The organism is Ruegeria sp. O11, from assembly GCF_056535285.1.
Genome location: NZ_JBQERS010000007.1, coordinates 86,979 through 112,762, shown reverse-complemented (window position 1 = coordinate 112,762; position 25,784 = coordinate 86,979). Strand labels below are relative to the sequence as shown.

Annotated in this window: 25 protein-coding genes; 15 read left to right on the top strand and 10 right to left on the bottom strand. The window is 55.8% G+C overall.

The window, feature by feature from the left end:
• The first annotated feature begins 14 nt into the window (after positions 1–14).
• The 5 genes from mnmE to ACRZ91_RS14445 are packed head-to-tail and all read left to right on the top strand — an operon-like array spanning position 15 to position 5,512.
• Complete coding sequence (mnmE, locus tag ACRZ91_RS14465; protein ID WP_480906530.1) at positions 15–1,301, top strand: tRNA uridine-5-carboxymethylaminomethyl(34) synthesis GTPase MnmE; 1,287 nt, start codon at positions 15–17, stop codon at positions 1,299–1,301.
• A 12-nt stretch (positions 1,302–1,313) separates the two neighbouring features.
• Positions 1,314–3,182, top strand: a complete 1,869-nt coding sequence (mnmG, locus tag ACRZ91_RS14460; RefSeq protein ID WP_480906527.1) for a tRNA uridine-5-carboxymethylaminomethyl(34) synthesis enzyme MnmG — start codon at positions 1,314–1,316, stop codon at positions 3,180–3,182.
• A complete protein-coding gene (rsmG, locus tag ACRZ91_RS14455; protein ID WP_480906524.1) occupies positions 3,179–3,802 on the top strand; it encodes a 16S rRNA (guanine(527)-N(7))-methyltransferase RsmG in 624 nt (207 codons plus the stop codon). The genes mnmG and rsmG overlap by 4 nt, the downstream gene beginning before the upstream one ends.
• Positions 3,795–4,598 carry a ParA family protein gene (locus tag ACRZ91_RS14450; RefSeq protein WP_480906521.1) on the top strand — a complete coding sequence of 268 codons (804 nt, stop codon included), beginning with the start codon at positions 3,795–3,797 and terminating at the stop codon, positions 4,596–4,598. The genes rsmG and ACRZ91_RS14450 overlap by 8 nt, the downstream gene beginning before the upstream one ends.
• Before the next feature lie 20 nt (positions 4,599–4,618).
• Entirely contained in the window at positions 4,619–5,512 is an 894-nt protein-coding gene (locus ACRZ91_RS14445) for a ParB/RepB/Spo0J family partition protein (protein WP_480717027.1), read from the top strand.
• On the opposite strand, the gene ACRZ91_RS14440 is transcribed toward ACRZ91_RS14445, so the two are convergent.
• From ACRZ91_RS14440 to rph, 4 genes are read right to left on the bottom strand one after another with little or no spacing between them, the layout of a single operon-like run.
• On the bottom strand, positions 5,502–5,855 hold the full coding sequence (locus ACRZ91_RS14440; protein ID WP_480906518.1) for a YbaN family protein: 354 nt from the start codon (positions 5,853–5,855) through the stop codon (positions 5,502–5,504). The two genes, ACRZ91_RS14445 and ACRZ91_RS14440, sit on opposite strands and share 11 nt — an antisense overlap.
• A 3-nt stretch (positions 5,856–5,858) precedes the next feature.
• The gene (gene hemW, locus ACRZ91_RS14435; protein ID WP_480906515.1) at positions 5,859–7,013 is read right to left on the bottom strand and encodes a radical SAM family heme chaperone HemW; all 1,155 of its coding nucleotides are present in this window, start codon (positions 7,011–7,013) and stop codon (positions 5,859–5,861) included.
• A complete protein-coding gene (gene rdgB, locus ACRZ91_RS14430; RefSeq protein ID WP_170471090.1) occupies positions 7,003–7,617 on the bottom strand; it encodes an RdgB/HAM1 family non-canonical purine NTP pyrophosphatase in 615 nt (204 codons plus the stop codon). The genes hemW and rdgB overlap by 11 nt, the downstream gene beginning before the upstream one ends.
• Complete coding sequence (gene rph, locus ACRZ91_RS14425) at positions 7,614–8,327, bottom strand: ribonuclease PH (RefSeq protein WP_170542547.1); 714 nt, start codon at positions 8,325–8,327, stop codon at positions 7,614–7,616. The genes rdgB and rph overlap by 4 nt, the downstream gene beginning before the upstream one ends.
• A 112-nt stretch (positions 8,328–8,439) precedes the next feature.
• Here rph and hrcA point away from each other — a divergent pair, with 112 nt between their 5' ends.
• Positions 8,440–9,504 (top strand): heat-inducible transcriptional repressor HrcA, encoded by a 1,065-nt coding sequence (gene hrcA / locus ACRZ91_RS14420; protein WP_010442969.1) that lies wholly within the window; start codon positions 8,440–8,442, stop codon positions 9,502–9,504.
• Between the two features lie 10 nt (positions 9,505–9,514).
• Positions 9,515–10,078, top strand: coding sequence for a nucleotide exchange factor GrpE (locus tag ACRZ91_RS14415; protein ID WP_480906511.1), 564 nt, complete (start codon positions 9,515–9,517; stop codon positions 10,076–10,078).
• A 58-nt stretch (positions 10,079–10,136) separates the two neighbouring features.
• Here the strand turns inward: ACRZ91_RS14415 and mutS are convergent, their stop codons facing one another.
• Positions 10,137–12,752: a DNA mismatch repair protein MutS gene (mutS, locus tag ACRZ91_RS14410; protein WP_480906626.1), complete on the bottom strand. Its 2,616-nt coding sequence runs from the start codon at positions 12,750–12,752 to the stop codon at positions 10,137–10,139.
• A gap of 160 nt (positions 12,753–12,912) precedes the next feature.
• Between mutS and ACRZ91_RS14405 the strand changes: the two genes are divergently transcribed.
• Together ACRZ91_RS14405 and ACRZ91_RS14400 are read left to right on the top strand one after the other, a co-directional pair.
• Entirely contained in the window at positions 12,913–15,168 is a 2,256-nt protein-coding gene (locus ACRZ91_RS14405) for an NADP-dependent malic enzyme (RefSeq protein ID WP_170780066.1), read from the top strand.
• Positions 15,169–15,171: 3 nt separating this feature from the next.
• Positions 15,172–16,044, top strand: coding sequence for a ribokinase (locus tag ACRZ91_RS14400; RefSeq protein ID WP_480906508.1), 873 nt, complete (start codon positions 15,172–15,174; stop codon positions 16,042–16,044).
• Here the strand turns inward: ACRZ91_RS14400 and msrA are convergent.
• The 3 genes from msrA to ACRZ91_RS14385 form a co-directional block, all read right to left on the bottom strand.
• Entirely contained in the window at positions 16,041–16,712 is a 672-nt protein-coding gene (gene msrA, locus ACRZ91_RS14395) for a peptide-methionine (S)-S-oxide reductase MsrA (RefSeq protein ID WP_170542553.1), read from the bottom strand. The two genes, ACRZ91_RS14400 and msrA, sit on opposite strands and share 4 nt — an antisense overlap.
• Positions 16,713–16,803: 91 nt before the next feature.
• Complete coding sequence (locus ACRZ91_RS14390) at positions 16,804–17,085, bottom strand: SCP2 sterol-binding domain-containing protein (protein WP_170542555.1); 282 nt, start codon at positions 17,083–17,085, stop codon at positions 16,804–16,806.
• Between the two features lie 135 nt (positions 17,086–17,220).
• The gene (locus ACRZ91_RS14385) at positions 17,221–18,447 is read right to left on the bottom strand and encodes an argininosuccinate synthase (RefSeq protein ID WP_170471079.1); all 1,227 of its coding nucleotides are present in this window, start codon (positions 18,445–18,447) and stop codon (positions 17,221–17,223) included.
• A 139-nt stretch (positions 18,448–18,586) separates the two neighbouring features.
• Here ACRZ91_RS14385 and ACRZ91_RS14380 point away from each other — a divergent pair, with 139 nt between their 5' ends.
• On the top strand, positions 18,587–19,354 hold the full coding sequence (locus ACRZ91_RS14380; RefSeq protein WP_480906504.1) for a hypothetical protein: 768 nt from the start codon (positions 18,587–18,589) through the stop codon (positions 19,352–19,354).
• A gap of 57 nt (positions 19,355–19,411) precedes the next feature.
• A complete protein-coding gene (gene ilvA, locus ACRZ91_RS14375; RefSeq protein WP_480906501.1) occupies positions 19,412–20,638 on the top strand; it encodes a threonine ammonia-lyase IlvA in 1,227 nt (408 codons plus the stop codon).
• Here the strand turns inward: ilvA and ACRZ91_RS14370 are convergent.
• The gene (locus tag ACRZ91_RS14370; RefSeq protein WP_480906498.1) at positions 20,635–20,964 is read right to left on the bottom strand and encodes an Hpt domain-containing protein; all 330 of its coding nucleotides are present in this window, start codon (positions 20,962–20,964) and stop codon (positions 20,635–20,637) included. The two genes, ilvA and ACRZ91_RS14370, sit on opposite strands and share 4 nt — an antisense overlap.
• A 141-nt stretch (positions 20,965–21,105) precedes the next feature.
• On the opposite strand from ACRZ91_RS14370, the gene ACRZ91_RS14365 reads away from it, so the two are divergent.
• On the top strand, positions 21,106–22,380 hold the full coding sequence (locus tag ACRZ91_RS14365) for a PP2C family protein-serine/threonine phosphatase (RefSeq protein WP_480906622.1): 1,275 nt from the start codon (positions 21,106–21,108) through the stop codon (positions 22,378–22,380).
• Here the strand turns inward: ACRZ91_RS14365 and ACRZ91_RS14360 are convergent.
• Positions 22,377–22,820: an NUDIX hydrolase gene (locus tag ACRZ91_RS14360; RefSeq protein WP_170542563.1), complete on the bottom strand. Its 444-nt coding sequence runs from the start codon at positions 22,818–22,820 to the stop codon at positions 22,377–22,379. The two genes, ACRZ91_RS14365 and ACRZ91_RS14360, sit on opposite strands and share 4 nt — an antisense overlap.
• Before the next feature lie 76 nt (positions 22,821–22,896).
• Here ACRZ91_RS14360 and hslO point away from each other — a divergent pair, with 76 nt between their 5' ends.
• Genes hslO through ACRZ91_RS14345 form a run of 3 tightly spaced genes read left to right on the top strand, consistent with a single transcriptional unit; the run spans position 22,897 to position 25,623 of the window.
• Positions 22,897–23,883 (top strand): Hsp33 family molecular chaperone HslO, encoded by a 987-nt coding sequence (gene hslO, locus ACRZ91_RS14355; RefSeq protein ID WP_480906494.1) that lies wholly within the window; start codon positions 22,897–22,899, stop codon positions 23,881–23,883.
• Complete coding sequence (locus ACRZ91_RS14350; RefSeq protein WP_480906491.1) at positions 23,873–24,472, top strand: CoA pyrophosphatase; 600 nt, start codon at positions 23,873–23,875, stop codon at positions 24,470–24,472. The genes hslO and ACRZ91_RS14350 overlap by 11 nt, the downstream gene beginning before the upstream one ends.
• Positions 24,469–25,623, top strand: coding sequence for a CCA tRNA nucleotidyltransferase (locus tag ACRZ91_RS14345; RefSeq protein ID WP_480906488.1), 1,155 nt, complete (start codon positions 24,469–24,471; stop codon positions 25,621–25,623). Before ACRZ91_RS14350 ends, ACRZ91_RS14345 begins: the two co-directional genes overlap by 4 nt.
• Positions 25,624–25,784 lie beyond the last annotated feature (161 nt).

The window sequence follows — 25,784 nt, the reverse complement described above, 5'->3', positions numbered from 1 at the left end:
CGCGAGGCCTTCGAATGGATACGATATTCGCCTTGGCCAGCGCGCAAGGCAAAGCAGGGGTGGCGGTTATCCGCCTCTCTGGTCCGCAAGCGCATTCTGCGGCCAACATTTTGGCCGGTGGAGGCCTGCCATCACGCGGGATGACGGTTCGGACGCTTAGCGCCGCCGATGGGACGCGGTTGGATGAGGGTTTGGTCCTGACCTTTAAGGCTCCCTCCAGCTTTACGGGCGAGGACGTGGCCGAACTTCAGATTCATGGTAGCATGGCTTCCGTTAACGCCGTATTGGCATCTTTGTCAGATATGGATGATCTCCGTCTGGCAGAGCCGGGTGAGTTTACCCGGCGCGCTTTGGAAAACAGTAAGATGGATTTGGCGCAGGTCGAAGGCCTTGCAGATCTGATTGACGCAGAAACCGAAGCGCAGCGGAAACAGGCGCAAATAATTTTGGCAGGTGCTTTGGGCAGCTTGGCTGAAGGGTGGCGGCGCGATCTGATCCGTGCGGCATCCTTGCTTGAGGCTGTGATTGATTTTGCCGATGAAGAGGTGCCCACAGATGTAACGCCCGAAGTCCGCACATTGATTTCAGGTGTCATGGGCGAACTGACCCGAGAGGCGAAAGGTGTTCGCATCGCTGAGCGGATCCGCTCTGGCTTTGAAGTTGCCATTGTTGGTCTTCCAAATGCGGGGAAATCGACTTTGTTGAACGCCTTAGCTGGACGCGAGGCGGCTATTACGTCTGAATATGCCGGGACAACGCGGGATGTGATCGAAGTTCGTATGGATCTTGCAGGATTGCCAGTTACTCTGCTTGATACAGCCGGTTTGAGAGAAACCGAAGATCATGTCGAAAATCTAGGGATCGAGCTGGCCCGCAAACGGGCCGATGCTGCTGACTTGCGTGTATTCCTAACGGATACACCTGACGATTTAGGCATTCAGATGCAGGAAGATGACATTCATGTTTTGCCGAAATCTGACTTACGAGAAGCTGATGGGCGTGGGATATCCGGTAAAACCGGGCAGGGAATTGACCACCTTATCGACAATATATCGTGTATCTTAAGTGAACGGGCTACTAGCAATGGTATTGCGACCCGCGAGCGCCATCGCGTTGCGATGACAAAGGCAGCGGAAGCGTTGGCTGCGGGACAGACAGTTCTGGAATCGGGACCAGATATGTATGATATAGCAGCTGAGGAACTGCGAACAGCCATTCGCGCTCTTGAATCTCTAGTTGGACGAATAGATGTCGAAACCCTTCTGGATGAGATCTTTGCTAGTTTCTGCTTAGGTAAGTAAGGAGTGTTTCACGTGAAACATTCGAAATTTGATGTTGTCGTTATCGGTGCTGGGCACGCAGGTACCGAAGCCGCACATGCAGCAGCGCGCATGGGCGCAAAAACTGCATTGGTAACTCTGTCCGAACAGGACATTGGCGTCATGTCGTGTAATCCGGCGATTGGTGGGCTAGGTAAAGGACATCTGGTTCGAGAGATCGACGCTCTTGACGGTGTAATGGGACGCGTCGCGGATCGTGCAGGTATTCAGTTTCGTTTGTTGAACCGGCGCAAAGGCCCGGCTGTTCAGGGTCCCAGGGCGCAAGCAGACCGGGCCCTTTACCGGGCTGCCATGGCAGAAGAAACTGAGAAACAAGACAACTTATCGGTTATCACAGGGGAAGTAATTGACTTTCTGATGGACGGTCATCGTGTTGTCGGAGTTAAGCTAGCAGACGAATCTGAGGTTCCGGCGCAGGCGGTCATTTTGACGTCTGGAACTTTCTTACGCGGAGTAATCCATATCGGGGACGTGTCTCGCCCTGGGGGTCGTATGGGCAATCGCCCATCAATTCGGCTGGCAGAGCGCTTAGATGAGTTTGCATTGCCCATGGCGCGCCTGAAGACTGGTACGCCTCCCCGATTGGATGGCCGGACCATAAACTGGGATATATTAGAACGTCAGGATGGCGACGCGGAGCCAACCCTGTTTTCATTCATGTCTAGGTCGGTGACAGCCCCACAAATTGCATGTGGTATAACTCACACGAACGCACAAACGCATGAGATTATAGAAAAAAATCTATCGCGTTCTGCCATGTATGGCGGGCATATCGATGGTGTCGGCCCAAGGTATTGCCCGTCCATTGAAGATAAGATCGTTCGATTTGCGGACAAGGAGTCCCATCAGATATTCTTGGAACCGGAAGGGGTTCAGGATAATACAGTATACCCAAATGGTATTTCTACCTCGTTGCCGGAAGATGTTCAGGTTGCCTACGTTCAATCGATTGTTGGACTAGAACATGCAAAAATCCTGCAACCAGGATATGCGATCGAATACGATTATGTTGACCCGCGTATCCTGTCGGCATCTTTGTCCGTTCCTGATGTGCCTGGTCTATATCTTGCGGGTCAGATCAACGGTACTACAGGATATGAGGAGGCGGCTGCACAAGGCTTGGTCGCCGGGTTGAATGCTGCGTTAGAGGTGCAGTCTCGAGCGCCTTTCTATTTTACCCGTTCAGACAGCTACATCGGGGTGATGATTGATGATCTTACCACCCGCGGGGTTGCTGAACCTTATAGGATGTTCACGTCACGGGCTGAGTTTCGGCTATCCCTCCGTGCTGATAATGCAGATCAAAGACTGACCCCGATAGGGGAGGAACTGGGCTGTGTTGGGGCGCAGCGCCGGGGCCTATTCGCGAATAAGCTCGAAAAGCTAGCGGCTGCCAAGGCCAGTCTAACTTCGCGAACGTATACTCCCAAAGAAATCCTGGCTGCAGGGATTAATGTCAATCAGGATGGAAATCGTCGCGACGGGATGGCTGTACTCGCCTTTCCTGACGTGTCTTTTGAAAATATTGTCCTGCTTGAACCTGGATTGGAAGGGACAGAGAGGGAAATCCGCCGTCAGGTTGAACGCGATGCCTTGTATGCAAACTACATAGCGCGCCAGCAACGTGATGTTGAAGCAATGAAGCGAGACGAGACCCATGAAATACCTCGGGATTTCAACTATTTTGGACTGGACGGATTATCGTCGGAAATGAAGCAAAAGCTGTCACAAGCCAAACCGGCCAATATTGCTCAAGCTGGTCGCGTTGAAGGTGTGACCCCGGCTGCGTTAACTTTGGTCCTGGCTAAGCTCCGGCGCGACGTGAAAGCTCGCAACGCATGAAAGGTCAAGACGTTGCCATCGCTGAGAAACTGAATGTTTCACGTGAAACATTCGAACGTCTCGCGATCTATGTTGCATTGCTTGAGCGTTGGAATCCGAGAATCAATCTAGTTTCAAGGAACAGCCTAAAGGATATCTGGGTTCGTCATATTCAAGATTCAGTTCAAGTATTCAGAACATCAAAGCCTGTGGATCATTGGGTTGATTTAGGCAGCGGCGGCGGGTTTCCCGGAATGGTCTGTGCTATTATGGCAATAGAGTCCACACCAGAAACCCGATTTACGCTGGTTGAAAGTGATCAGAGAAAATCAGCATTTCTTCGAAATGTGGCCCGGGAATGCGGGGCGAAATGCACGGTCTTAGCACGAAGAATTGAAGCAATTGATCCCTTGGGTGCGGATATCTTGTCGGCTCGGGCATTAGCGGATTTGACCAACTTATTATCTTTTTGCGAAAGGCATTTAGGTGAAAATGGTGTAGCTTTGTTGCCAAAAGGCGCAACCTGGAAAAAAGAGCTTTTAGACGCACGCAAGGAATGGAATTTCGACGCCGATCCTATTAAAAGTCTTACAGAACCTCAGTCTGTTATCCTGAAAATCAAAGGAGTTGCGCGTGGTTGATCTGTCTCGTCCTGCCGGACCTCGGATAATCGCGGTTGCCAATCAAAAAGGCGGGGTGGGGAAAACCACGACTGCAATCAATCTGGCGGCTGGGTTGGCCGAGGCAGGTTGCAAGGTTTTGGTCGTAGATCTGGACCCCCAGGGCAATGCCTCAACGGGATTGGGGGTCGAAGATCGCGATTGGACAACCTATGACCTAATATTGGACGACGCATCGTTGGAAGCAGTGGTACAGGAAACAGAAATTAAAGATCTTTTTGTAATTCCGGCCACCGTTGACCTAAGTTCAGCAGATATTGAGCTGATCTCGAATGAGAAACGCAGCTATTTATTGCATGATGCGCTGCGCCAGACGGCGATTGACTCGTTTGATCTGGATTTTGTTCTGATCGATTGTCCGCCATCATTGAATTTGCTCACTGTAAACGCCATGGTAGCAGCTCATTCTGTCCTTGTGCCCTTGCAAAGCGAGTTCTTTGCGCTCGAAGGCTTGTCGCAGTTGATGCTGACTATCCGCGAAGTACGTCAGACAGCGAATCCTAACCTCAGGATCGAAGGTGTTGTGTTGACCATGTATGACAACCGCAACAACTTGTCCCGTCAGGTCGAAAAGGACGCTCGTGACAATCTTGGTCAGATGGTATTTAAGACCAAGATACCAAGAAATGTGCGGGTCAGCGAGGCGCCATCATATGCGCTTCCTGTACTGCAATATGATTCGGGCTCACTCGGGGCGATGGCATATCGGCATTTGGCGCGAGAAGTCATGCATAAGAACAACAAAGTAGCCATCTAAGTGGCCGTCAGGAGGGCAACATGAATGCCAGGAAAGGAAAACCCCGAGGACTAGGTCGCGGATTGTCGGCATTAATGGCTGATGTTGCACCAGAAGCCGATGGTCGTATCTCGTCGGAGCCTCGCCGCCCCGACCTTACAGTGCCCATTGAGAAGTTGCAGGCAAACCCGGATCAGCCGAGACGTCGATTTGCTCAAGAGCAACTGGATGAACTTGCCGCATCAGTCAAAGAAAAAGGCATTATTCAACCTTTGATTGTGCGAAGTATCGCAGGTGGCCAATATGAGATTGTCGCCGGTGAGCGCCGGTGGCGCGCCGCTCAGATGGCACAACTCCATGATATTCCAGTAATTATTCGCGAGTTTGATGATACCGAAGTGCTCGAAGTCGCGATTATCGAGAATATTCAGCGTGCTGATTTGAATGCCGTGGAGGAAGCGGCAGGTTTCAAGCAGTTGATGGATCGCTTTGGTCACACGCAGGAAAAACTTGCCGAAGCTTTGGGTAAAAGCCGAAGCCATATTGCCAACCTGTTGCGTCTGCTGTCTTTGCCGATGGATGTGCAAACACTTGTGATCGAGGGGAAATTATCTGCTGGTCATGCAAGGGCCTTGATCACAGCAGAAGATCCTTCGGAATTGGCCAAACAAGTTGTGCGTGACGGTCTTTCCGTGCGGGCTACTGAAGCGTTGGTCAAAAAACAACAAGGTGGTCCGGATAAGCCAGCGCTAAAATCCAGAAATCTGAATGCTGGGAAAGATGCAGATACGCGCGCCCTCGAAAAGGATTTGTCTGCTATTCTGGCAATGAAGGTCACCATCAACCACAAACCCGGATCAGAAACGGGGCAGGTGGTTTTGTCTTATGAAAACCTTGATCAGCTGGATGATCTTTGCGCAAAGCTTAGCCGCTAGGGCGGGTCCAGATAAAAAGCATGACGCCGCCTAGCACAACGGCCTGAATGATCAGGACGTGTGAAGGCATGGACAGCAACACCGACAGGCCAAATACGGCGGCAACCGACAGGGTGGCCGCTTTTTTTGCGCCAGGCCTAATTACGCCCGAGCTCTGCCAGTCGACAATTAGCGGACCAAAGGTCTGATGGGTTAGCAGCCAATTATGTAGCCTTGATGAAGAGCGCGCAAAGAAAAATGCCGCGAGCAGAAGAAACGGCACTGTTGGAAGCAAGGGTAAGACCACTCCAACCATGGCGAGCGCGACGCAGACCAACCCCAAACCAGCCCAGAGATATTGCATTTGTTACTCCAATAGCTCTCGGATAACGGCATTGAGAACGGCGCGGCCCTGAGATGTGGCGCGTAGCTGGTCGTCTTCCAGGATCAACATGCCCAGATCGGCCAGCGTATCAAGTTTTTCCTGCGGCAGGTCTTCGCCCGAGAGTTGATTGTATCTATCTATATTTAGGCCCTCTGTAATCCTAAGGCACATCATAAGGTATTCAAACGCTTGTTCACGCTGTGTTAGTTCGAACCGGTTGCTTTCTCCACTTCCATTTTCAACGGCGGCCAGCCATTTGGTTGGCGAAAGAAAGGTCTCGGTCGCAAATTTGTGGCCATCAAGGGTGATCCGCCCGTGTGCGCCTGGCCCGATACCCACGTAATCACCATAGCGCCAATAGATCAGGTTGTGCTGAGACTCCGCTCCGGATCGGGCGTGGTTTGAGACCTCATAGGCGGGTAAACCATGGGCCTCGCATATCTCTTGCGTGGCCAGATACATATCCGCCGCGCTGTCATCCTCGGGCAGACCGCGGAGCTTACCAACTGCATAGCGATCTCCGAACGCCGTACCCTCTTCGATGGTGAGTTGATAAAGCGACAGGTGATCGATCGCCATCGACAGGGCCTCAGCCAACTCAGCGCGCCATGCGTCCAGAGTTTGATGTTGTCGGGCATAGATCAGATCAAAACTGACACGGTCAAAGCAGCTACGGGCAATATCAAAAGCGGCGCGGGCTTCAGCCACAGTGTGAATACGACCCAGGCGGCGCAGGTCATCGTCGTTGAGGGCCTGCACACCCATTGAAATACGGTTCACACCTGCATCGCGATAGGCTGCAAAGCGACCGGCCTCGACTGAGCCGGGGTTGGCTTCAAGCGTGATCTCCATATCGTTGGCGGGGCGCCAAAGGGCGCGGGCCTCGTCGATGATGGCAGAGATGGTGTCCGGCGCCATCAGCGATGGCGTGCCACCGCCAAAAAAAATCGTGTTAAGTACCCGACCTTGCGTTTCACTGGCTGCGCGTTTAAGCTCATTCAGATAGCTATTAATCCATTGTTTTTGAATAATATTTCTTGAAACGTGGCTGTTGAAGTCACAATAAGGACACTTGGCCTCGCAAAAGGGCCAATGCACATACAGGCCAAAGCCCCCGTTGCGCCAATCATCCGCCAAAGCAGCCTTTCACGAACATCTCCACCGCGCGGCCGCGATGGCTGATCTTGTTCTTTTCCCAACGGTCCATCTCGGCAAAGGTAATGTCGTGCCCTTCGGGGACGAACATTGGGTCATAGCCAAAGCCATCCTTGCCACGAATTGGCCATGTTAAATGTCCAGGGGCCACGCCCTCGAACACCTCGTCATGCCCGTCGGGCCACGCCAGAACCAGAGTACAGCGGAATTGCGCTGTGCGAGGGTGGGCAGCGCTCTTCGCTTCCAGCTCGTTATGTGCGCGGGTCATCGCCATCAGAAAATCACGGCCATTGCCGGTTTCTGCCCAATCGGCGGTGTAGACGCCCGGCGCGCCATCCAGCGCGTCGATGGTGATTCCGGAATCGTCCGACAGGGCGGGCAGGCCGGTGGCTTGCGCGGCGGCGTGGGCCTTAATCCGGGCGTTGCCGACGAAGGTATCCTCTGTCTCTTCTGGTTCAGGCAGGGCCAATTCACCAGCACCCACGACGGCAACACCAAAGGGTTCGAGGAGATGTGCCATCTCCTCAAGCTTGCCTTTGTTGTGCGTGGCGACCAGCAGCTTGTCCCCGTTGAACTTACGAGTCATGCGGTGGCAGCTTTCTGTGCGGCAGCCAGTTCAGCCACGCCCTTTTCCGCCAGATCCATCAATTGGTCCATCTGTGCGCGGCTAAAGACGGATCCCTCGGCACTCATTTGCACTTCGATTAGTTTGCTAGAGCCGGTCATGATGAAGTTGCCATCGACGCCGGCCTCGCTGTCCTCGGGATAGTCGAGGTCCAAAACTGGCTGACCCGCGTAGATTCCGCAGGACACGGCGGCGACGGGATCAACCAAAGGGTCCGAAATAACATCGCCTGTTTTCATCAGCTTATTCACTGCCAGACGCAATGCCACCCAACCGCCAGTGATCGATGCACAACGTGTGCCGCCATCGGCCTGAATTACATCGCAGTCGACAGTGATCTGGCGTTCACCCAATGCAACTCGGTCTACACCGGCACGCAGAGCACGGCCGATCAGGCGTTGAATCTCTACGGTGCGGCCACCTTGCTTGCCGCTTGCCGCTTCACGCCGCATCCGCGTATTCGTCGCGCGGGGCAGCATGCCGTATTCGGCGGTGACCCAACCCAGGCCCGAGCCTTTTATAAATGGTGGAACGCGGTCCTCGATCGTGGCGGTGCACAGTACATGGGTGTCACCCATCTTGATCAGGCAGGAACCTTCGGCATGTTTGGTAAAGCCGGTTTCAATTGAAACGGCGCGCATTTCGTTTAGATCACGTCCTGAGGGTCGCATGGAAAATCCTTTGTTTGCTGGGTTGGGGATACCGCTCTGCAGCGTTACGATGCAACCCCGATTGACCTTTCTTGTGCCTGCTATTTAATGACGATCCAGCAGAGGATTGCCGATGAGCGAAGCGAGCAAAATTCTGAGCGAGATGAACGACCGGTCACGTGAGGTGTTCCGGCTGATCGTCGAAAGCTATCTGGACAGCGGTGAGCCGGTCGGCAGCCGCACTCTGACACGCACGCTTTCGGAAAAAGTCAGCGCGGCGACCGTGCGTAACGTGATGCAGGATCTGGAATTCCTGGGCCTGCTGGACAGCCCGCATGTCAGTGCTGGTCGGATTCCGACGCAGCAGGGGCTGCGGATGTTCGTCGACGGATTGCTTGAAATGGGCGATCTGGGCGCGGATGATCGGCAGAAGCTGGACGAAACATTAGGCTCTAACGCAGGCGATGTTGGCGGAATGTTAGATCGTGTGGGATCGGCATTGTCACACGTGACACAAGGCGCTTCGCTGGTTCTGACACCCAAACATGAGGCTGAGATCAAGCATATCGAGTTCGTCTCGCTTGGTCATGATCGCGCTTTGGTGGTTCTGGTGTTCTCTGACGGGCAGGTGGAAAACCGGCTGTTTACGCCTCCACCCGGTCAGACACCAAGCTCGATGCGTGAGGCTGCGAATTTCCTGAATGCGCTGATCGAAGGACGTACGCTTAGCGAAGTGCGTCGCCAAATGCTGTCGCAGATAGATGCGCGGAAGCAGGAAATCGATATTTTGGCGCGTGAAATGGTCGAAAGCGGCATTGCTGCATGGGACGGGGATGGCAGCGACTCGGCTCGATTGATCGTACGCGGACGCGCGAATCTACTGAATGAACCGGGTCAGGCCGAGGAGTTGGACCGAATCCGCACCCTGTTTGATGACCTTGAGCGCAAACGTGACATCGCTGAATTCCTTGAATTGACCGAGGAAGGTGAGGGTGTGCGCATTTTTATTGGCTCTGAGAACAAACTTTTCTCACTTTCGGGTTCCTCTTTGGTGGTGTCTCCATATATGAACGCTGATCGTAAGATAATCGGTGCGGTTGGGGTCATTGGACCCACACGTCTGAATTACGGACGGATCGTGCCGATCGTGGATTATACGGCGCAACTGGTTGGGAAGTTGATTTCCGACCGGAGCTAGAGGGTAAGAGATGGCAGAGCCCAAGAACGAAGAATTTCTGGACGACATCATGTCCGCAGAAGCAGAAGAGCTGGCCGAGGAATTTGCTGAGATCAGCGATGAAGCTCTGGAGTTGGACGAATTGCGCGCAGAGCGCGACGACTACAAAGACAAATTCATGCGTGCGCTTGCCGACGCTGAAAACGCCCGTAAGCGTGGCGATAAGGCACGTCGGGATGCCGAGCAGTACGGTGGATCCAAGCTGGCGCGTGACATGTTGCCGGTCTATGACAACATGAAGCGGGCGCTCGAGGCCGCAACCGATGAGCAAAAAGAGCTTGCTGCCGGCTTGTTGGAAGGCGTCGAACTCACCATGCGTGCGCTGAAGGACGTGTTCCAGAAGCACGGTATCGAAGTAATTACACCTGAGGTGGGCGACCGGTTTGATCCGAACGTTCATGAAGCGATGTTTGAGGCACCGGTTCCTGGCACCAAAGCAGGCGACATCATTCAGGTTTCGGCAGAAGGTTTCATGCTACACGACCGTCTGTTGCGCCCGGCGCAGGTAGGTGTTTCGTCTATGCCTGCGGGCTGATTGGCTTCAAAGAAGCCAAGCCTTCGGCGAGAGTATTTTTGAAAAGATGAAGGGGCGGTCAGGATTTGGCCGCCTCTTTTAGTTTGTATATCAGGTCAAGGGCTTCGCGCGGGGTCAATTCGTCCGGCAGGACTTCGTCGAGCATATCCGTAACGGGTGTTGCCTTGGGGGCGGGAGGTGGCGGCGGCGGAGCGGCTGAAAACAAGGGCAGATCGTCGATCAAGGCTTTTTGCTTGCCGCCTTCGCGCTCAGTTTTTTCCAACTGGTCCAGAACAACACGCGCGCGTTCCACCACCGAAGCGGGCAGGCCAGCAAGCTGAGCAACCTGAACACCATAAGATCGGTCGGCGGCACCTTTATGGACCTCGTGCAGGAAGATCACCTCTCCCTCCCATTCCTTGACGGCTACCGTGGCGTTGTCGACGCCCTCCAGACTTCCTGCCAGAGCCGTCAATTCATGGTAATGCGTGGCAAACAGCGCGCGACATTGATTGGCGGCGTGCAGGTGTTCGAGCGTGGCCCAGGCGATCGAAAGCCCGTCATAGGTGGCAGTGCCTCGGCCGATTTCATCAAGAATGACCAGCGCGCGGTCGTCGGCCTGGTTGAGGATGGCTGCGGTTTCAACCATTTCGACCATGAAAGTTGATCGACCGCGCGCAAGATCATCTGAGGCGCCGACGCGGCTGAAGAGCTGGCTGACCACCCCGATATGCGCTTGCTCAGCAGGGACATAACTGCCCATCTGAGCAAGCAAGGCAATCAGCGCGTTCTGCCTCAGGAAGGTCGACTTACCGGCCATGTTCGGCCCGGTCAGCAACCAGATGGAGGCGCCATCTACAGCGCTAAGATCGCAGTCATTCGCAATGAAAGCATCGCCGCCTTGCTGGCGCAACGCGTGTTCAACAACCGGATGACGTCCACCTTCTACCTCAAAGCTGCGCGAGCTGTCGACCTGCGGACGACACCAGCTTTCCCCACGCGCTAGATCAGCCAAAGAAGTGGTTAGATCCAGTTCTGCCAGACCACGAGCCGCTTGGTTCAGTCGTGCGGCACGGTCCAGAATTTCGCTAGAAAGCCTTTGATAGAGCCGCTTTTCAATCTCCAACGCCAGATTTCCAGCGTTCAGGATGCGGGTTTCGATCTCGGACAGTTCCACGGTTGTGAATCGCACCTGATTGGCGGTGGTCTGGCGGTGGATATAAGTCTCAGAGAATGGAGGGCTCAGCATCTTCTCGGCATGGGTGGCCGTGGTTTCAATGAAATAGCCCAGCACGTTGTTGTGCTTGATCTTCAACGAGGTGATGCCAGTGTGTTCCGCATATTTCTGCTGAAACCCTGCAATAACAGAACGGCCTTCGTCGCGCAGCGTCCGGGCCTCGTCCAGCTCGGCATCAAAACCCGGAGCGATAAATCCACCGTCGCGCGCCAGTAGGGGTGGCTCAGCAATCAATGCCTCATCGAGTAGGTTCAGTAGATCATCGAAATCTACGAGGTTCTGCAGAGCGGTTGCCAGCAGGATTGGCAGATCCTGGCCCTCGCAAATTCCAGCAATCGCAGCAGCCTGAGTCAGCCCGTTACGAATGGCAGCCAGGTCACGGGGACCACCGCGTTCCAGTGATAGACGAGAAAGGGCGCGGTCCAGATCTGGTGTTTTACGTAGCGCTTCGCGTAGATCCGAAGCAATTAGACTGTCTTCGGCAGCGAAACTCACGGCGTCCAGCCGGGCATGAATGACGTCCAGATTGCGCGAAGGACTGGATAGGCGCTGTTCCAGCAATCGCGCGCCACCAGATGTAACTGTACGATCAACCACCGAAAGCAAAGAGCCCGCGCGACCACCGGACAAGGATCGGGTCAGTTCAAGATTACGACGTGTGGCCGCATCTATTTGCACTACCCGGTCCTCGGACTCTTTCAGTGGAGTTTGCAGAAGGGGTAGTTTTCCTTTCTGCGTGATCTCCAAATAGTCGATCAGCGCGCCCATAGCCGAAATTTCGGCGCGTCCAAAATTACCGAATGCATCCAGCGCGCCAACGTGAAACAAGCCGCAGATGCGCTTTTCAGCAGCAGTGCTGTCAAAGCTGGCACGTCCCACCGGGGTTAACGAAATGCCCAGATCGCGCACCGGTTCCTGCAACATCTGTTCCGTCCCGTCGGCCACGATTAACTCGGACGGGGCAAGCCGCGCCAGTTCGGGGCTGAGGCGTACGGAGGTCAATGGCATTACATGAAACGCACCCGTGGAAATATCAGCCCACGCCAGCGCGGCCTCATCCCGTACCTGGGAATAGGCGGCCAGAAAGTTGTGGCGGCGAGCTTCCAGAAGGGCGTCTTCGGTCAGTGTTCCCGGAGTTACCAAGCGCACAACATCGCGCTCTACAACCGATTTAGAGCCTCTTTTCTTCGCCTCCGCCGGGCTTTCCATCTGCTCACAGACCGCGACACGAAAGCCCTTGCGGATCAAGGTCAGCAGATACCCTTCGGCAGAATGCACGGGCACGCCACACATCGGAATATCGGTTCCGTTATGCTTTCCGCGCTTGGTTAACGCGATGTCCAGCGCTTCGGCCGCGTTGACGGCATCTTCAAAGAACATCTCATAGAAGTCGCCCATGCGATAAAACAACAGGGCGTCTGGATGAGCCTCTTTGATCTCAAGGTATTGCGCCATCATCGGCGTGACTGTGGACAAAGGCGGCCCCCTTATGGCGTGTTCCGGCGCGACCTTACAAATCCCGCATCTTCTGTAAAAGCCGAAAACTCATTCCCGTTGAGGCGCGGCTCTGCCTGCGCTATGAGGCAAAAGCCCTTAAGTCATGGAAACGACCTGTAAGATGCCCAAAGCGAAGATCACCAAAGAAGAGGCGCTGGCCTTTCACCTCGACCCGACCCCCGGCAAGTGGGAGGTGCAGGCCACCGTTCCCATGACCACGCAGCGCGATCTGTCGCTGGCCTACAGCCCTGGCGTTGCGGTTCCATGTGAAGCCATCGCTGAAGCGCCCGAGACCGCCTATGATTATACCAACAAGGGCAATCTGGTTGCTGTGATCTCGAATGGCACCGCCGTTCTGGGCCTTGGAAATCTTGGCGCGCTGGGCTCAAAACCGGTGATGGAGGGGAAATCGGTCCTGTTCAAGCGGTTCGCCGATGTGAACTCGATCGATATCGAGCTGGATACCGAAGACCCGGATGAGTTCTGCCGTGCGGTGCGTCTGATGGGTCCGACATTTGGCGGGATAAATCTGGAAGACATCAAGGCGCCCGAGTGTTTCATCATTGAACAGCGCCTGAAGGAAGAAATGGATATCCCAGTCTTCCACGATGACCAGCACGGAACAGCGGTGATCTGTGCTGCGGGCTTGCTGAACGCACTGCACATCTCAGGCAAAAAGATTGAAGATGTGAAAATTGTACTGAACGGGGCGGGTGCTGCTGGGATCGCCTGTATCGAACTGCTTAAGGCAATGGGCGCGCGGCATGAGAACTGCATTGTCTGCGATACCAAGGGCGTGATCTATCAGGGCCGGACCGAGGGCATGAACCAGTGGAAATCAGCCCACGCGATCTCGACCGATCTGCGCACTCTGGAAGATGCCATGAAGGGTGCGGATGTGTTCCTTGGCGTGTCGGTCAAAGGGGCTGTGACGCAGGATATGGTGGCCAGCATGGCCGACAATCCGGTCATCTTTGCGATGGCGAACCCCGATCCCGAAATCACACCGGAAGAGGCGCATGAGGTCCGCGTTGATGCGATCGTTGCGACGGGCCGTAGCGACTATCCGAACCAGGTGAATAACGTTCTGGGCTTTCCTTATCTATTCCGCGGCGCGTTGGATATTCACGCCCGTGCGATCAATGACGAGATGAAAATTGCGTGCGCCCATGCGCTGGCACGATTGGCGCGTGAAGATGTGCCGGATGAAGTAGCAATGGCCTACGGCAAGTCGCTTACTTTTGGGCGTGACTACATCATCCCAACCCCGTTTGATCCGCGCCTGATTCACCGTATCCCACCTGCGGTCGCCAAGGCCGGTATGGATACCGGCGCTGCGCGGCGCCCAATCATCGATATGGAAGCGTATGAGCTGAGCCTGAAATCCCGCATGGACCCGACGGCCAGCATCTTGCGCGGCCTGAACGCACGTGCGCGTCAGGCGCAAAGCCGGATGATCTTTGCCGAGGGCGACGATCCGCGCGTGTTGCGCGCAGCCGTCATGTACCAACGCTCGGGCTTTGGGAAGGCGCTGGTTGTAGGGCGGCCGGACGATGTCAAAGAAAAGCTTGAAGCCGCTGGTCTTGGGGACGCGGTGCGCGAGATTGATGTGGTGAACGCGGCCAATACCTCACATCTCGAGGCCTATAAGGATTTTCTGTATCAGCGCCTGCAGCGCAAAGGGTTTGACCACAAGGACATTCACCGCCTCGCTGCGCGGGACCGACATGTCTTTTCGTCTCTAATGCTGGCGCATGGTCATGCGGATGGTCTGGTGACCGGGGCAACGCGCAAGTCGGCGCATGTTCTGGACCGCATCAACCATGTGTTTGACGCCGATGCCGCCCATGGCGCGGCGGGGGTTACTGCATTGCTGCACAAAGGACGGATTGTCCTGATTGGCGACACGCTGGTGCATGAATGGCCGGATGAGAACGATCTGGCCAATATCGCCGAGCGCGCCGCAGCGGTGGCGCGTCATATGGGGCTTGAGCCCCGGGCGGCCTTTGTCAGTTTCTCGACCTTCGGTTACCCGGTGTCTGAACGTGCTGAGAAGATGCACCGTGCTCCGGTAGTGCTGGACGAGCGCGGCGTCGATTTCGAGTACGAAGGGGAGATGACGGTTGATGTGGCCCTGAATGTGGATCAGCAGGAAGCTTATCCGTTCCAACGCCTGACCGGACCAGCCAATATCCTGATTGTTCCCGCACGACACTCGGCTTCAATCTCGACCAAGCTGATGCAGGAAATGGGTGGAGCCACCGTAATCGGTCCGATCCTGTCCGGCGTCGATAAGCCGATCCAGATCTGTTCGACGGTTTCGACCGCGAATGACATTCTGAACATGGCCATTCTGGCCTCCTGCGATATTGGGTAAATCATGACGATATGGAACCTAGGCTCTATCAACGCGGATATGGTCTATGCCCTGCCGCATTTGCCCGCGGCGGGCGAGACACTGGCGGCCAGCGGGTTGCAGAGGTTTCTGGGCGGCAAGGGCGCCAACATGTCGGTGGCTGCGGCCCGTGCAGGGTCACGGGTTTCGCATATCGGCGCGGTCGGGTCAGATGGCCTTTGGGCGCGGGACAGGCTGACCGAATATGGCGTGGACACGCGGCAAATTGCTGAGGTGGATGTACCCACGGGTCACGCGATCATCGCGGTGGACGCGCAGGGCGAAAACCTGATTGTTCTGTTTCAGGGTGCCAACCACGCCATCTCGGATGACCAACTAGGGCAGGCGTTGTCCTCGGCCGTTTCGGGTGACCTGCTGGTGATGCAGAACGAAACCAATGCTCAGATTGAGGCCGCCAAACTGGGTTGCGAACTGGGGCTGACCGTGTGCTACGCAGCCGCTCCATTTAAAGCCGAGGCGGTACAGGCGGTTCTGCCGTATCTGGACTTTCTGATCCTCAACGAAGTCGAAGCTGAGCAATTGCAGGATGCAACGGACCTGGCCCCGTCTGAGTTGCCGGTCGAGCATGTGATCGTCACCTTCGGCTCAAAAGGTGCGCGGTATTATCAGCGGGGTCATAAACCACAAGCGTTTCGGGCGCATAAGGTCAACGCCGTGGATACCACGGGTGCTGGTGACACCTTTACCGGCTATGTGCTGGCGGGCATGGATCGGGGCATGCCAATGGAGCAGGCAATTGCACAAGCAAACCGTGCCGCGGCCCTGATGGTCACGCGGCACGGAACGGCGGATGTTATCCCTGACCTGAAAGAAGTGCACGAGGCGCAGTTTGATTAAGATCCGGCAAAGGGTGCTTCGCTTCCCCACAATTGCTTGACGCGCGCATCGCGACCGCAGGCTTTGCGGTATGCTTTGTACGCGTTCTTTTGGCGCTTGGGACCAAACCGGGTCAGGACCAGCTTGTCGCCCTTGTAGTAATCCTGATGATAGGCTTCCGCCGGATAAAACGTGCCGGCCTGCAGGATCGGTGTGACCACCGTTTGACCCAACGCGTTTTGCGCGCTGCTCTTGGCCTGCTGCGCCAACGCCTTTTCCCCTGTGTTAGAGACGAAAATGGCGGTCCGATAACTCTCACCACGATCGCAGAACTGACCTCCCGCGTCCGTTGGATCGACCGAACGGAAGAACATGTTCAGCAAGGTTTCACGGGAAACGCGGGCGGGATCGAAGGTGATCTGCACCGCCTCGTAATGCCCGCTTCCGCCTTTTGAGACCTGATCATAGGTTGGGTTCTCGGTTGCACCGCCCGTATAACCCGAAACTGCACCTATTACCCCGGGCACAGATTCGAAATCGGATTCGACACACCAGAAACAGCCCCCGGCTACGGTCAGCGTTTCTGTCCCCGCCGCAGGGGCTGGCAAGGCGCGCAGCATTGCGACCAACAGGATCAGCACAAACAGAAGCGAAGGTTTCAGGCAATCAAGGTAAGTGGTCCGGGTCATGGCAGGTCTCCTTCCGAAACCAAGCTGCCCGCTGGATCGCGCTTGCGCAATGCGCTGACATGATTTGTCACGCGCTGGTGAGACGAGTTTATCAGCCCAGCAACTGCCCCAGTTTCATCGCCACACTCATATTGCCCGAGATCTTCAGCTTGCCCAAAGCAACCCCGGTCATCGGGTTCAGCTTGCCGGTCAGCAGTTTGGTCAAGTTCTCGCGCGAGATGCGAATGGTGCAATCGGTCTCGCGATCTTTGGTTGAGGCAGTGTTGTCGGCCAGAACAATCACGCCATCCTTACCGCAATCGAATTTCAGTGATCCGTCAAAGCCCTTGCCATTCAGACCTTTCTGAATTCCGTCGGCGATGTCTTGCAGCATGATCTGTCCTTCTTTGGCTGACGTGTGCGTAAAGAAAAACACCTGATCCGCGCAAGCCTGACCTGACGGGAACCGTGCAAAGAAAAACCCCGGCGCCTTATAGGGCACCGGGGCCGTTTTTCGAATTCTGATTGCTTACTTGTTCAGTCGTTTGTCACGCGCCGCCAAGAGTTTCAGGCGCAGTGCGTTCAGCTGGATGAATCCTGCTGCGTCTTTCTGATCGTATGCGCCGGCGTCTTCCTCAAAGGTCACGTGTGCTTCGGAATAGAGCGAGTGATCCGACCAGCGGCCCACGGTCGAGGCCAAACCTTTGTACAGCTTTACGCGCACAGTGCCGGTGACATGTTCTTGCGACTTGTCGATGGCGGCCTGCAGCATCTCACGCTCAGGGCTGTACCAGAAGCCGTTATAGATCAGCTCGGCATATTGCGGCATCAGCTGGTCCTTCAGGTGCATCGCACCCCGGTCCATGGTGATGGATTCGATGCCACGATGCGCTTCCAGCAGGATGGTGCCGCCGGGGGTTTCGTAAATACCGCGCGATTTCATGCCAACGAAGCGTCCTTCGACCAGATCGAGACGGCCAATACCGTGCTTGCCGCCATATTCGTTCAGCTTGGTCAGGATGGTTGCGGGGCTCATCGCCTCACCATTGATGCTGACCGCGTCGCCTTTTTCAAAGCCGATCTCGATGAATTCCGGCTCATTCGGCGCATCCTCGGGGTGGACCGTGCGCTGATAGACATAGTCGGGTGCCATATCGGCGGGGTCTTCCAGAACCTTACCCTCGGACGAGGTGTGCAGCAGGTTGGCATCGACCGAGAAGGGCGCCTCGCCGCGTTTGTCCTTGGCAATCGGAATTTGGTTCGCCTCGGCAAATTCCAGCAGACGGGTGCGGCTGGTCAGGTCCCACTCGCGCCATGGAGCAATAACCTTGATGTCGGGGTTCAGCGCGTAAGCCGCCAGTTCGAACCGCACCTGATCGTTGCCCTTGCCGGTCGCGCCATGGGCAACGGCATCAGCACCGGTCGCCTCAGCAATCTCAACCAGACGTTTCGAGATCAGAGGTCGCGCGATGGACGTACCGAGCAGGTATAGACCTTCATAAACCGCGTTGGCGCGGAACATGGGGAAGACGAAGTCGCGCACGAACTCTTCTCGGATGTCCTCGATATAGATGTTCTCGGGCTTGATCCCAAGCAACTCTGCCTTTTTGCGGGCGGGCTCAAGCTCCTCGCCCTGACCCAGATCGGCGGTAAAGGTCACGACCTCACAGCCATACTCGGTCTGCAGCCATTTCAGAATGATCGAGGTATCAAGGCCACCGGAATAGGCCAGAACAACTTTCTTGGGCGCGGACATCTGACTTCCCTTTATGCGTAGAACGACTGGCCCCTAGCGGGTTTTGGACGCGGGGGCAAGCTGTGTGGATTGACGCAGGGCGGGAATTGAGGTGAAACGGTCCGTTAGAGAACAAGGAATAGTTGAGAGGGCGGTTTTTATGCTGGGATTAGAGATATTCGTGCATTCGGTGAGAATGGTTCTTAGGAATCTGACACAGGCATTGCAGATTTCTGTGGTACCAGCGTTGATTGGCGGCTTCTTAGCCATTGGCTTGTTCTTTCTGTTCGGCATCCCGTTTGAAGAATTTAACAGTGAAACCACTGGCTTCCCTGACGGTGTAACGGCGGCATCCTTCACCGGATTTCTGCTTTGCTTTATGGCCGTTATATTTGGGGTCATGCTGTGGATTGTCGTGTCGTGGCACCGCTTTGTTCTTCTTGAGGAATATCCAAGCGGTTTGGTTCCGCCTTTCAGGTTCGACCGTGTGCTCGCCTATTTCGGGCGTCTCCTGATGCTCGGCCTAATCGCTCTTATCATCATGATACCGGGGACGTTGATCATGAGCATGGTGGCGCAAGCCTCTGCAGTGCTAGGAATTCTGGTTTGGCTGGGCTTGATTATCTTTCTCACCATCGGTTTCTATCGGGCCTCCGCGATTTTGCCCGCCGCAGCGATCGGAAAACCGCTAAAGCTGTCTGAAGCTTGGCAGGCGACCTCTGGCGCAAGCGGAGCAATTGCACTTCTGGTCGTCTTGTCCATCCTCTTCCAATTGTTGCTTCAGCTACTAGCGTCACTGCTGCTGTTCGTCCCGATCATCGGTATCTTCGTTGTCTTGTTTGCGAGCATGCTGATCGTCCCATTGATCAATGTCAGCATTCTGACGACGATCTATGGTGTGTTCGTCGAGAAACGCGAGTTGTCCTGAGCCCGTACACATATGTATTCCTTGCCCTTTCAGCGGTGATCGGGCAGGGAAATCGACATGACCAATTTCATGACCCGTGCCCGTGCTGCCGAACAGGCGATGCGCTCTGTTTTTCCAGCAACGCCTCTACAGCGGAATGCCCATCTGTCCGACCGTTATGGCGCGGATATCTGGCTCAAGCGCGAAGACCTCAGCCCGGTGCGGTCCTACAAGATCCGCGGCGCATTCAATGCGATGCGCAAGCAGCAGGGGCAGGAGCTATTCGTTTGTGCCAGCGCAGGCAATCACGCGCAGGGCGTGGCCTATATGTGCAAGCATCTGGGCGTGAAGGGTGTGATCTTCATGCCGGTGACAACGCCGCAGCAGAAGATACAGAAAACCCGTATCTTTGGTAGTGACAATATCGAGATACATCTGACCGGTGACTATTTCGACGATACTTTGTCCGCCGCTCAATCCTGGTGTGCAGAGCAGGGTGGGCATTTCTTGTCTCCGTTCGACGATGAAGACGTGATCGAGGGGCAGGCCTCGTTGGCGGTTGAGATCGAAGAACAGCTGGGCCGCTTGCCGGATCATGTGCTGCTGCCGGTTGGCGGCGGCGGCATGTCCTCAGGCGTGGCGACCTGGTTCGGGGACCGGGCGCATTGCCTGTTCGTGGAACCGGCGGGCGGGGCGTGTTTGCGCGCGGCGCTGGCAGCGGGGCACCCGGTGGTGCTGGATCATGTGGATACCTTTGTAGATGGCGCAGCAGTAGGCCGGATTGGTGAGAAACCCTTTGAATTGCTGAAATCGCGTCATCTGTCGGATGTGCTGACTTTGTCCGAAGACCGCATCTGTACCACCATGATCGAGATGCTGAATGTCGAGGGCATCGTTCTGGAACCTGCCGGTGCATTGGCGGTTGAGGCCGTGGGTGACGTGCAAAGCTTTGTACGTGGCAAGACGGTGGTCTGTGTCACCTCGGGTGGGAATTTCGATTTCGAGCGTTTACCTGAAGTCAAAGAGCGCGCGCAGCGTTATTCCGGGGTCAAGAAATACTTCATCTTACGCTTGCCGCAGCGCCCCGGTGCTTTGAAGGAATTCCTAAGTATTCTGGGGCCCGAAGACGATATCGCACGGTTCGAATACATGAAGAAATCGGCGCGCAACTTTGGTTCGGTCCTGATCGGGATCGAAACCCGTAAGCCCGAGAATTTCATGCGGCTGTTCGCGCACCTGGATGAGGCCGGGTTTACATATACGGACATCACCGAAGACGAGACGCTGGCGCAGTTTGTGATCTAGCGCAGGTTGTCGGCCAGACCGGCCTGAAACAGTGTTTTCGACTCGTCATAGGCCGCGATAATCGCCGATAAATCAACAGCCGTACTTTCACCTGCGGCTGCGCGGCGCTCACCGTCCTGGCACAGTTTTGAGAAGCAATCAAAGCCAAGGCTCAGTGCGCTACCTTTCAGGAAATGCAGGTTCTGCTCGATTTCGGATCGGGTGGTATCATCACGCAGCTTGCAGATGACCTCCTGAACCTCGTCTAGAAAGATCTCGACAACCTCGTCGAATTCTTCTGCGCCGACCTCATCACGTAACTGTCTGACTCTGGACCACTGAATCATGCCACCCTCTTGCAGTTGCATATTGGTAGACCGCTGCCGGTAAACGTGGGGTTAAATCGTGGTCATTTGAGTTTCATAGGATGTTAAGCTGACCGGCGTAGCGTTGCGACAACTGGAGAGTTGAGCAAGTACAGGGACTTCATGGTGCCGGATGCCAGTCAAGTAGAGGCCCGGGTCGAGCTGGATTTTGGCGCGATCCGTAAGGTTCTTGTTGTAGACGATAGCCGACTGCAGCGGCGCATTCTGGTTGCCTCGCTGAAGAAGTGGGGGTTCGAAGTTCTTGAGGCCGATAGCGGCGAGGCTGCGATTGAACATTGCGCAATCGATACACCCGATCTGGTTCTCAGCGACTGGGTCATGCCGGGTATGGGCGGGCTAGAGTTCTGCAGCGCGTTCCGAAACCTGGATAGCGAGCAATATAGCTATTTCATTCTTCTGACCTCAAAAAGCGAAAAGCAGGTGGTCGCGCGAGGGCTGGATGCCGGGGCGGATGATTTCCTGATCAAACCGCTCGAGGCGGATGAGCTGCGAGCGCGCATCTCGGCGGGCGCACGCATTCTCGACATGCAACGGGAATTGTCGCGAAAAAACCAACTGATCGAAACGGCGTTGAATGAACTCAAACTTGCGCACGACGCGATCGACAAAGATCTGATGCAGGCGCGAAAGATTCAGGAATCGCTGGTGCCAGAGTTGAAGGGAACCTTCGGTAAATCTCAGGTTAGTCTGCTTTTGAAACCCTGTGGGCATATCGGCGGCGATCTTGTTGGAATGTTCTCACCCGGTGTTAATCGGCTGGGGTTCTATAGTATCGATGTCTCAGGCCATGGCATCACATCCGCGATGATGACGGCTCGTCTGGGCGGGTATCTGTCCAGTACACATTTCGACCAGAACATCGCGATGGAACGCCGGTTCAGCAAATTCTACGCCTTGCTACCGCCCGAAGAGGTCGCGTCTCTGCTCAACTCCCGTCTGATCGCCGACACCGGGATCGAAGAGTATTTTACGATGGTTTATGCCATCGTTGATCTTCGCAACGGACATCTGAAAATGGTGCAGGCAGGTCACCCGCATCCGCTGCTGATGCGCCATGATGGCAAAACCGAGTTTTTGGGCGAAGGTGGGTTGCCAATTGGTCTGCTGCCGGAAGCACAGTTTCAGCAAACCGAAACCTATATGCAGCCGGGCGACAAGCTGCTGTTGTACTCGGACGGATTTACGGAATGTCAGCTCGACGATGGCAGTTTGCTGGACGAAGACGGTCTTAGGTCAATGGCTGTCGAGTGCGCTGAAGATAACGGAGGGCCGGAATTCCTCGAGGATATGTTTTGGCGACTCAGTCAGGTGATGTCGCCAGACAGCGGCATGACCGATGACGTCTCTGCCGTGTTTTTCGAATATAACGGACCTTAGAGCCCATGCAGGTGGCGCTGGGCGAAATGGGCGTCGCCCTCATTGCCTAACAGATGAACGGCATCTGCGGTCTCCATCCAAATGGCCTCATGAATGTCTTCGGTCGGAGGGCCTAGGCGACGGACTGGGTGGGCGCGGTAGATCAGGCAGACTTTCTCAGCCCACAGGTCGTATTCCGGCATGTAGGTGTATCGCCGAAACGCACCCACACGCCGGGGTGCGGCGATCAGCCAACCGGTTTCTTCGTAAACCTCACGGTGAAGCGCCGTAATGGGTGATTCCCCGGGATCGATGCCACCGCCTGGCAGCTGAAGATCGGGGCCAGGTTCCAGCTGACAGGTTAGCAACAATCGGTTGCCTTGAGGCAGCAGAGCATATACGCCGACACGCCGGGTGTATTTACGATCTGCCTCGGGGCTTTCACCGAACCGTCTGATCATGTAAGGCCCCTTTCAACCAAAACTGTTCAACCTATATGGTGGCGGTATGCCAACCTGTGGCGCTTAAGGAAACCCCATGTCCATTGGAACCAAAATCGCGTGGGACGACTCGGTCCTGCCCTTTCAACTCGATATACCCGACATGCGTGGCCGTGTGGCGCGGCTGGACGGTGTGTTGGACGGCATCCTGAAACAGCACGACTACCCTGAGGTGGTCGAGGCGCTGGTGGCCGAGATGGCCCTGCTGACCGCTTTGATCGGGCAGACAGTATCGCTGCGCTGGAAGCTGTCTTTGCAGGTGCAGTCCAAGGGCGCCGTACGGATGATCGCAACCGATTACTACGCGCCGCAGGTCGAAGGTGAGCCCGCGCAGATCCGTGCCTACGCCAGCTTTGATCGTGACCGGCTGACCGATGCTGCCCCCTTCGATCAGGTGGGTGAGGGCTATTTCGCCATCATGATCGATCAGGGCGAGGGCACGCAGCCCTACCAAGGCATCACGCCATTGGCCGGTGGATCGCTGAGCGCCTGTGCCGAGGCTTACTTTGCACAGTCTGAACAGCTGCCAACCAGGTTTTCACTGAGCTTCGGCAAATCGACCGAGCCCGGTGTCGGGGAACACTGGCGCGCAGGCGGGATTATGTTGCAGCACATGCCCAAGGCCTCGCCCTTTGCCGCGTCGGGGGAGGGCAACGGAGAGATCCTGACCGCCTCTGACCTTGTGGATGGCGAAGAAGGTGAAAACTGGGGTCGCGTCAACATCTTGCTCGACACCGTGGATGATCTGGAATTGATCGGGCCGGTGATCGCTCCGACCGACCTGCTGGTGCGTCTGTTTCACGAGGAACAGCCCCGTGTATTCGATGCGCAGCAAGTGCAGTTTGGCTGCACCTGTTCCGAAGATCGCGTGCGGCAAAGTCTGTCGATCTATTCGGCGCAGGATATCGAGAAGATGACGACCGATCAGGGCACTGTAACGGCCGACTGCCAGTTCTGCGGCGCACATTACGTGCTGGACCCAACAACTGTTGGGTTCGAGGCCGAAGGTCCGGATGGCGCGTGATCTGATCTCGGAACTGACAGCGGCTCTGGGTCGTGATGGCGATGGGTCCAGTGACTTTGATCTGAACCCGGAGACGGTGCTGCCTGCGGGGCGCAAACTGCGCCCTGCCGGTGTGTTAGTGCCTGTTTCCATAGTCGGCGATGTGCCACAGTTGATCCTGACCAAGCGCTCTTCGGCGTTGAAGCACCACCCAGGCCAGATTGCCTTTCCAGGTGGAAAACAGGATGAAGGTGACACGGATGTCACGGCCACCGCCTTACGCGAAGCCCGAGAAGAAATCGGTCTGCCACCCGAATTGCCGAGCATTCTGGGCCATCTGCCAACCCATGAAACCGTAACCTCCTTTTCGGTAACGCCTGTTGTTGCGATCCTTGAAGCCAGCTTCGAAACCATCGCCGAACCGGGCGAAGTGGATGAGGTCTTCTCAGTTCCGCTTGCGCATGTCTTGAACCCAAAGAATTATGTCGTCGAGTCGCGCCGTTGGCGCGGCCAAAGACGGTATTACTATGCTGTACCCTATGGCCCCTACTACATCTGGGGAGCAACGGCGCGGATGCTGCGGGGACTGGCAGCGCGGATGAGTGAATGAAGCGGATCACGGAAGACTGGTTAACCGAACGAGCTACGCAAGATGTGTGCGCCGCACTGACTAACGGCGGGGCGCAGGCGCTTTTCGTCGGTGGTTGTGTGCGCAATGCTCTGCTGCACGCACCGGTTTCAGACATCGATATTGCCACGGATGCAAAGCCCGAGCGGGTTATGGAACTGGCGCAGAAGGCTGGACTGAAACCAATCCCGACTGGGATCGAACATGGCACGGTAACCGTCGTCAGCAAGGGTATTCCTCATGAGGTCACGACGTTCCGCCGTGATGTCGAAACGGATGGCCGACGTGCGGTTGTGGCCTTTTCCGACAAGGTCGAAGAAGACGCCGCGCGTCGTGATTTCACCATGAACGCGCTCTACGCCAAACCTGACGGCACGATCCTTGATCCGTTGAACGGTTTGCCGGATCTGCAGGCGCGTCGCGTGCGCTTCATCGGGGAGGCCAGTGATCGCATCCGCGAAGACTACCTGCGGTCGCTCAGATACTTCCGCTTTCACGCTTGGTATGGTGATGCAGACCAGGGCTTCGACCCCGATGCGCTGGATGCGATTGCTGCGAATTTGGACGGGTTAGAGACACTTTCCCGCGAAAGGGTCGGGGCTGAGATGCTGAAACTTCTCGCTGCGCCTGACCCCGCGCCGTCGGTTGCCGCCATGCACAGCACCGGTGTTTTGGCGCAGCTTTTGCCCGGGGCAGATTACCGGGCTCTGGCGATCCTGATCCAGCTGGAACAAGACGCCCAAGCCACGCCCGAAGCGATTCGCCGTTTGGCCGCGATTGCACCGCCTGAAGTCGCAAAAACCCTGCGCCTCAGCCGTGCGCAACTGCAAAGACTGACCCGGATGCGCGACGAAGCGATGGCGATGACCAGCGTCGCGGAACTGGGTTACCGCTATGGCTCGGAGGGCGGTTTGCACGAGACGCTTTTGCGCCACGCATTTCTTGAACAGCCATGGTCAGAAGACCTGAGCCAAGCATTGCAACATGGGGCCGCAGCCAGTTTCCCGATTAAGGCGTCGGATTTGATCCCAGCCTTCTCGGGTCCCGCGCTGGGCAAAAAACTGGCCGAGCTTGAGGCGCGGTGGATCGCGTCGGATTTCACGCTCAGCCGCGAAGAATTGCTGGCGGAATAAATTGAAGTCTCAAAAGGGGATGACAAACCCGATTTGATTTGGCAGGGTGCGCCTGACTCATATGGAGGGAGGAATGCGAATGTATTACGGGATCTGGTTCGGCTAAAGCCCGGAACACTTTGACCCGTAGGGGTGGTGTTCTGGCGCCATCTTTCTTCGCA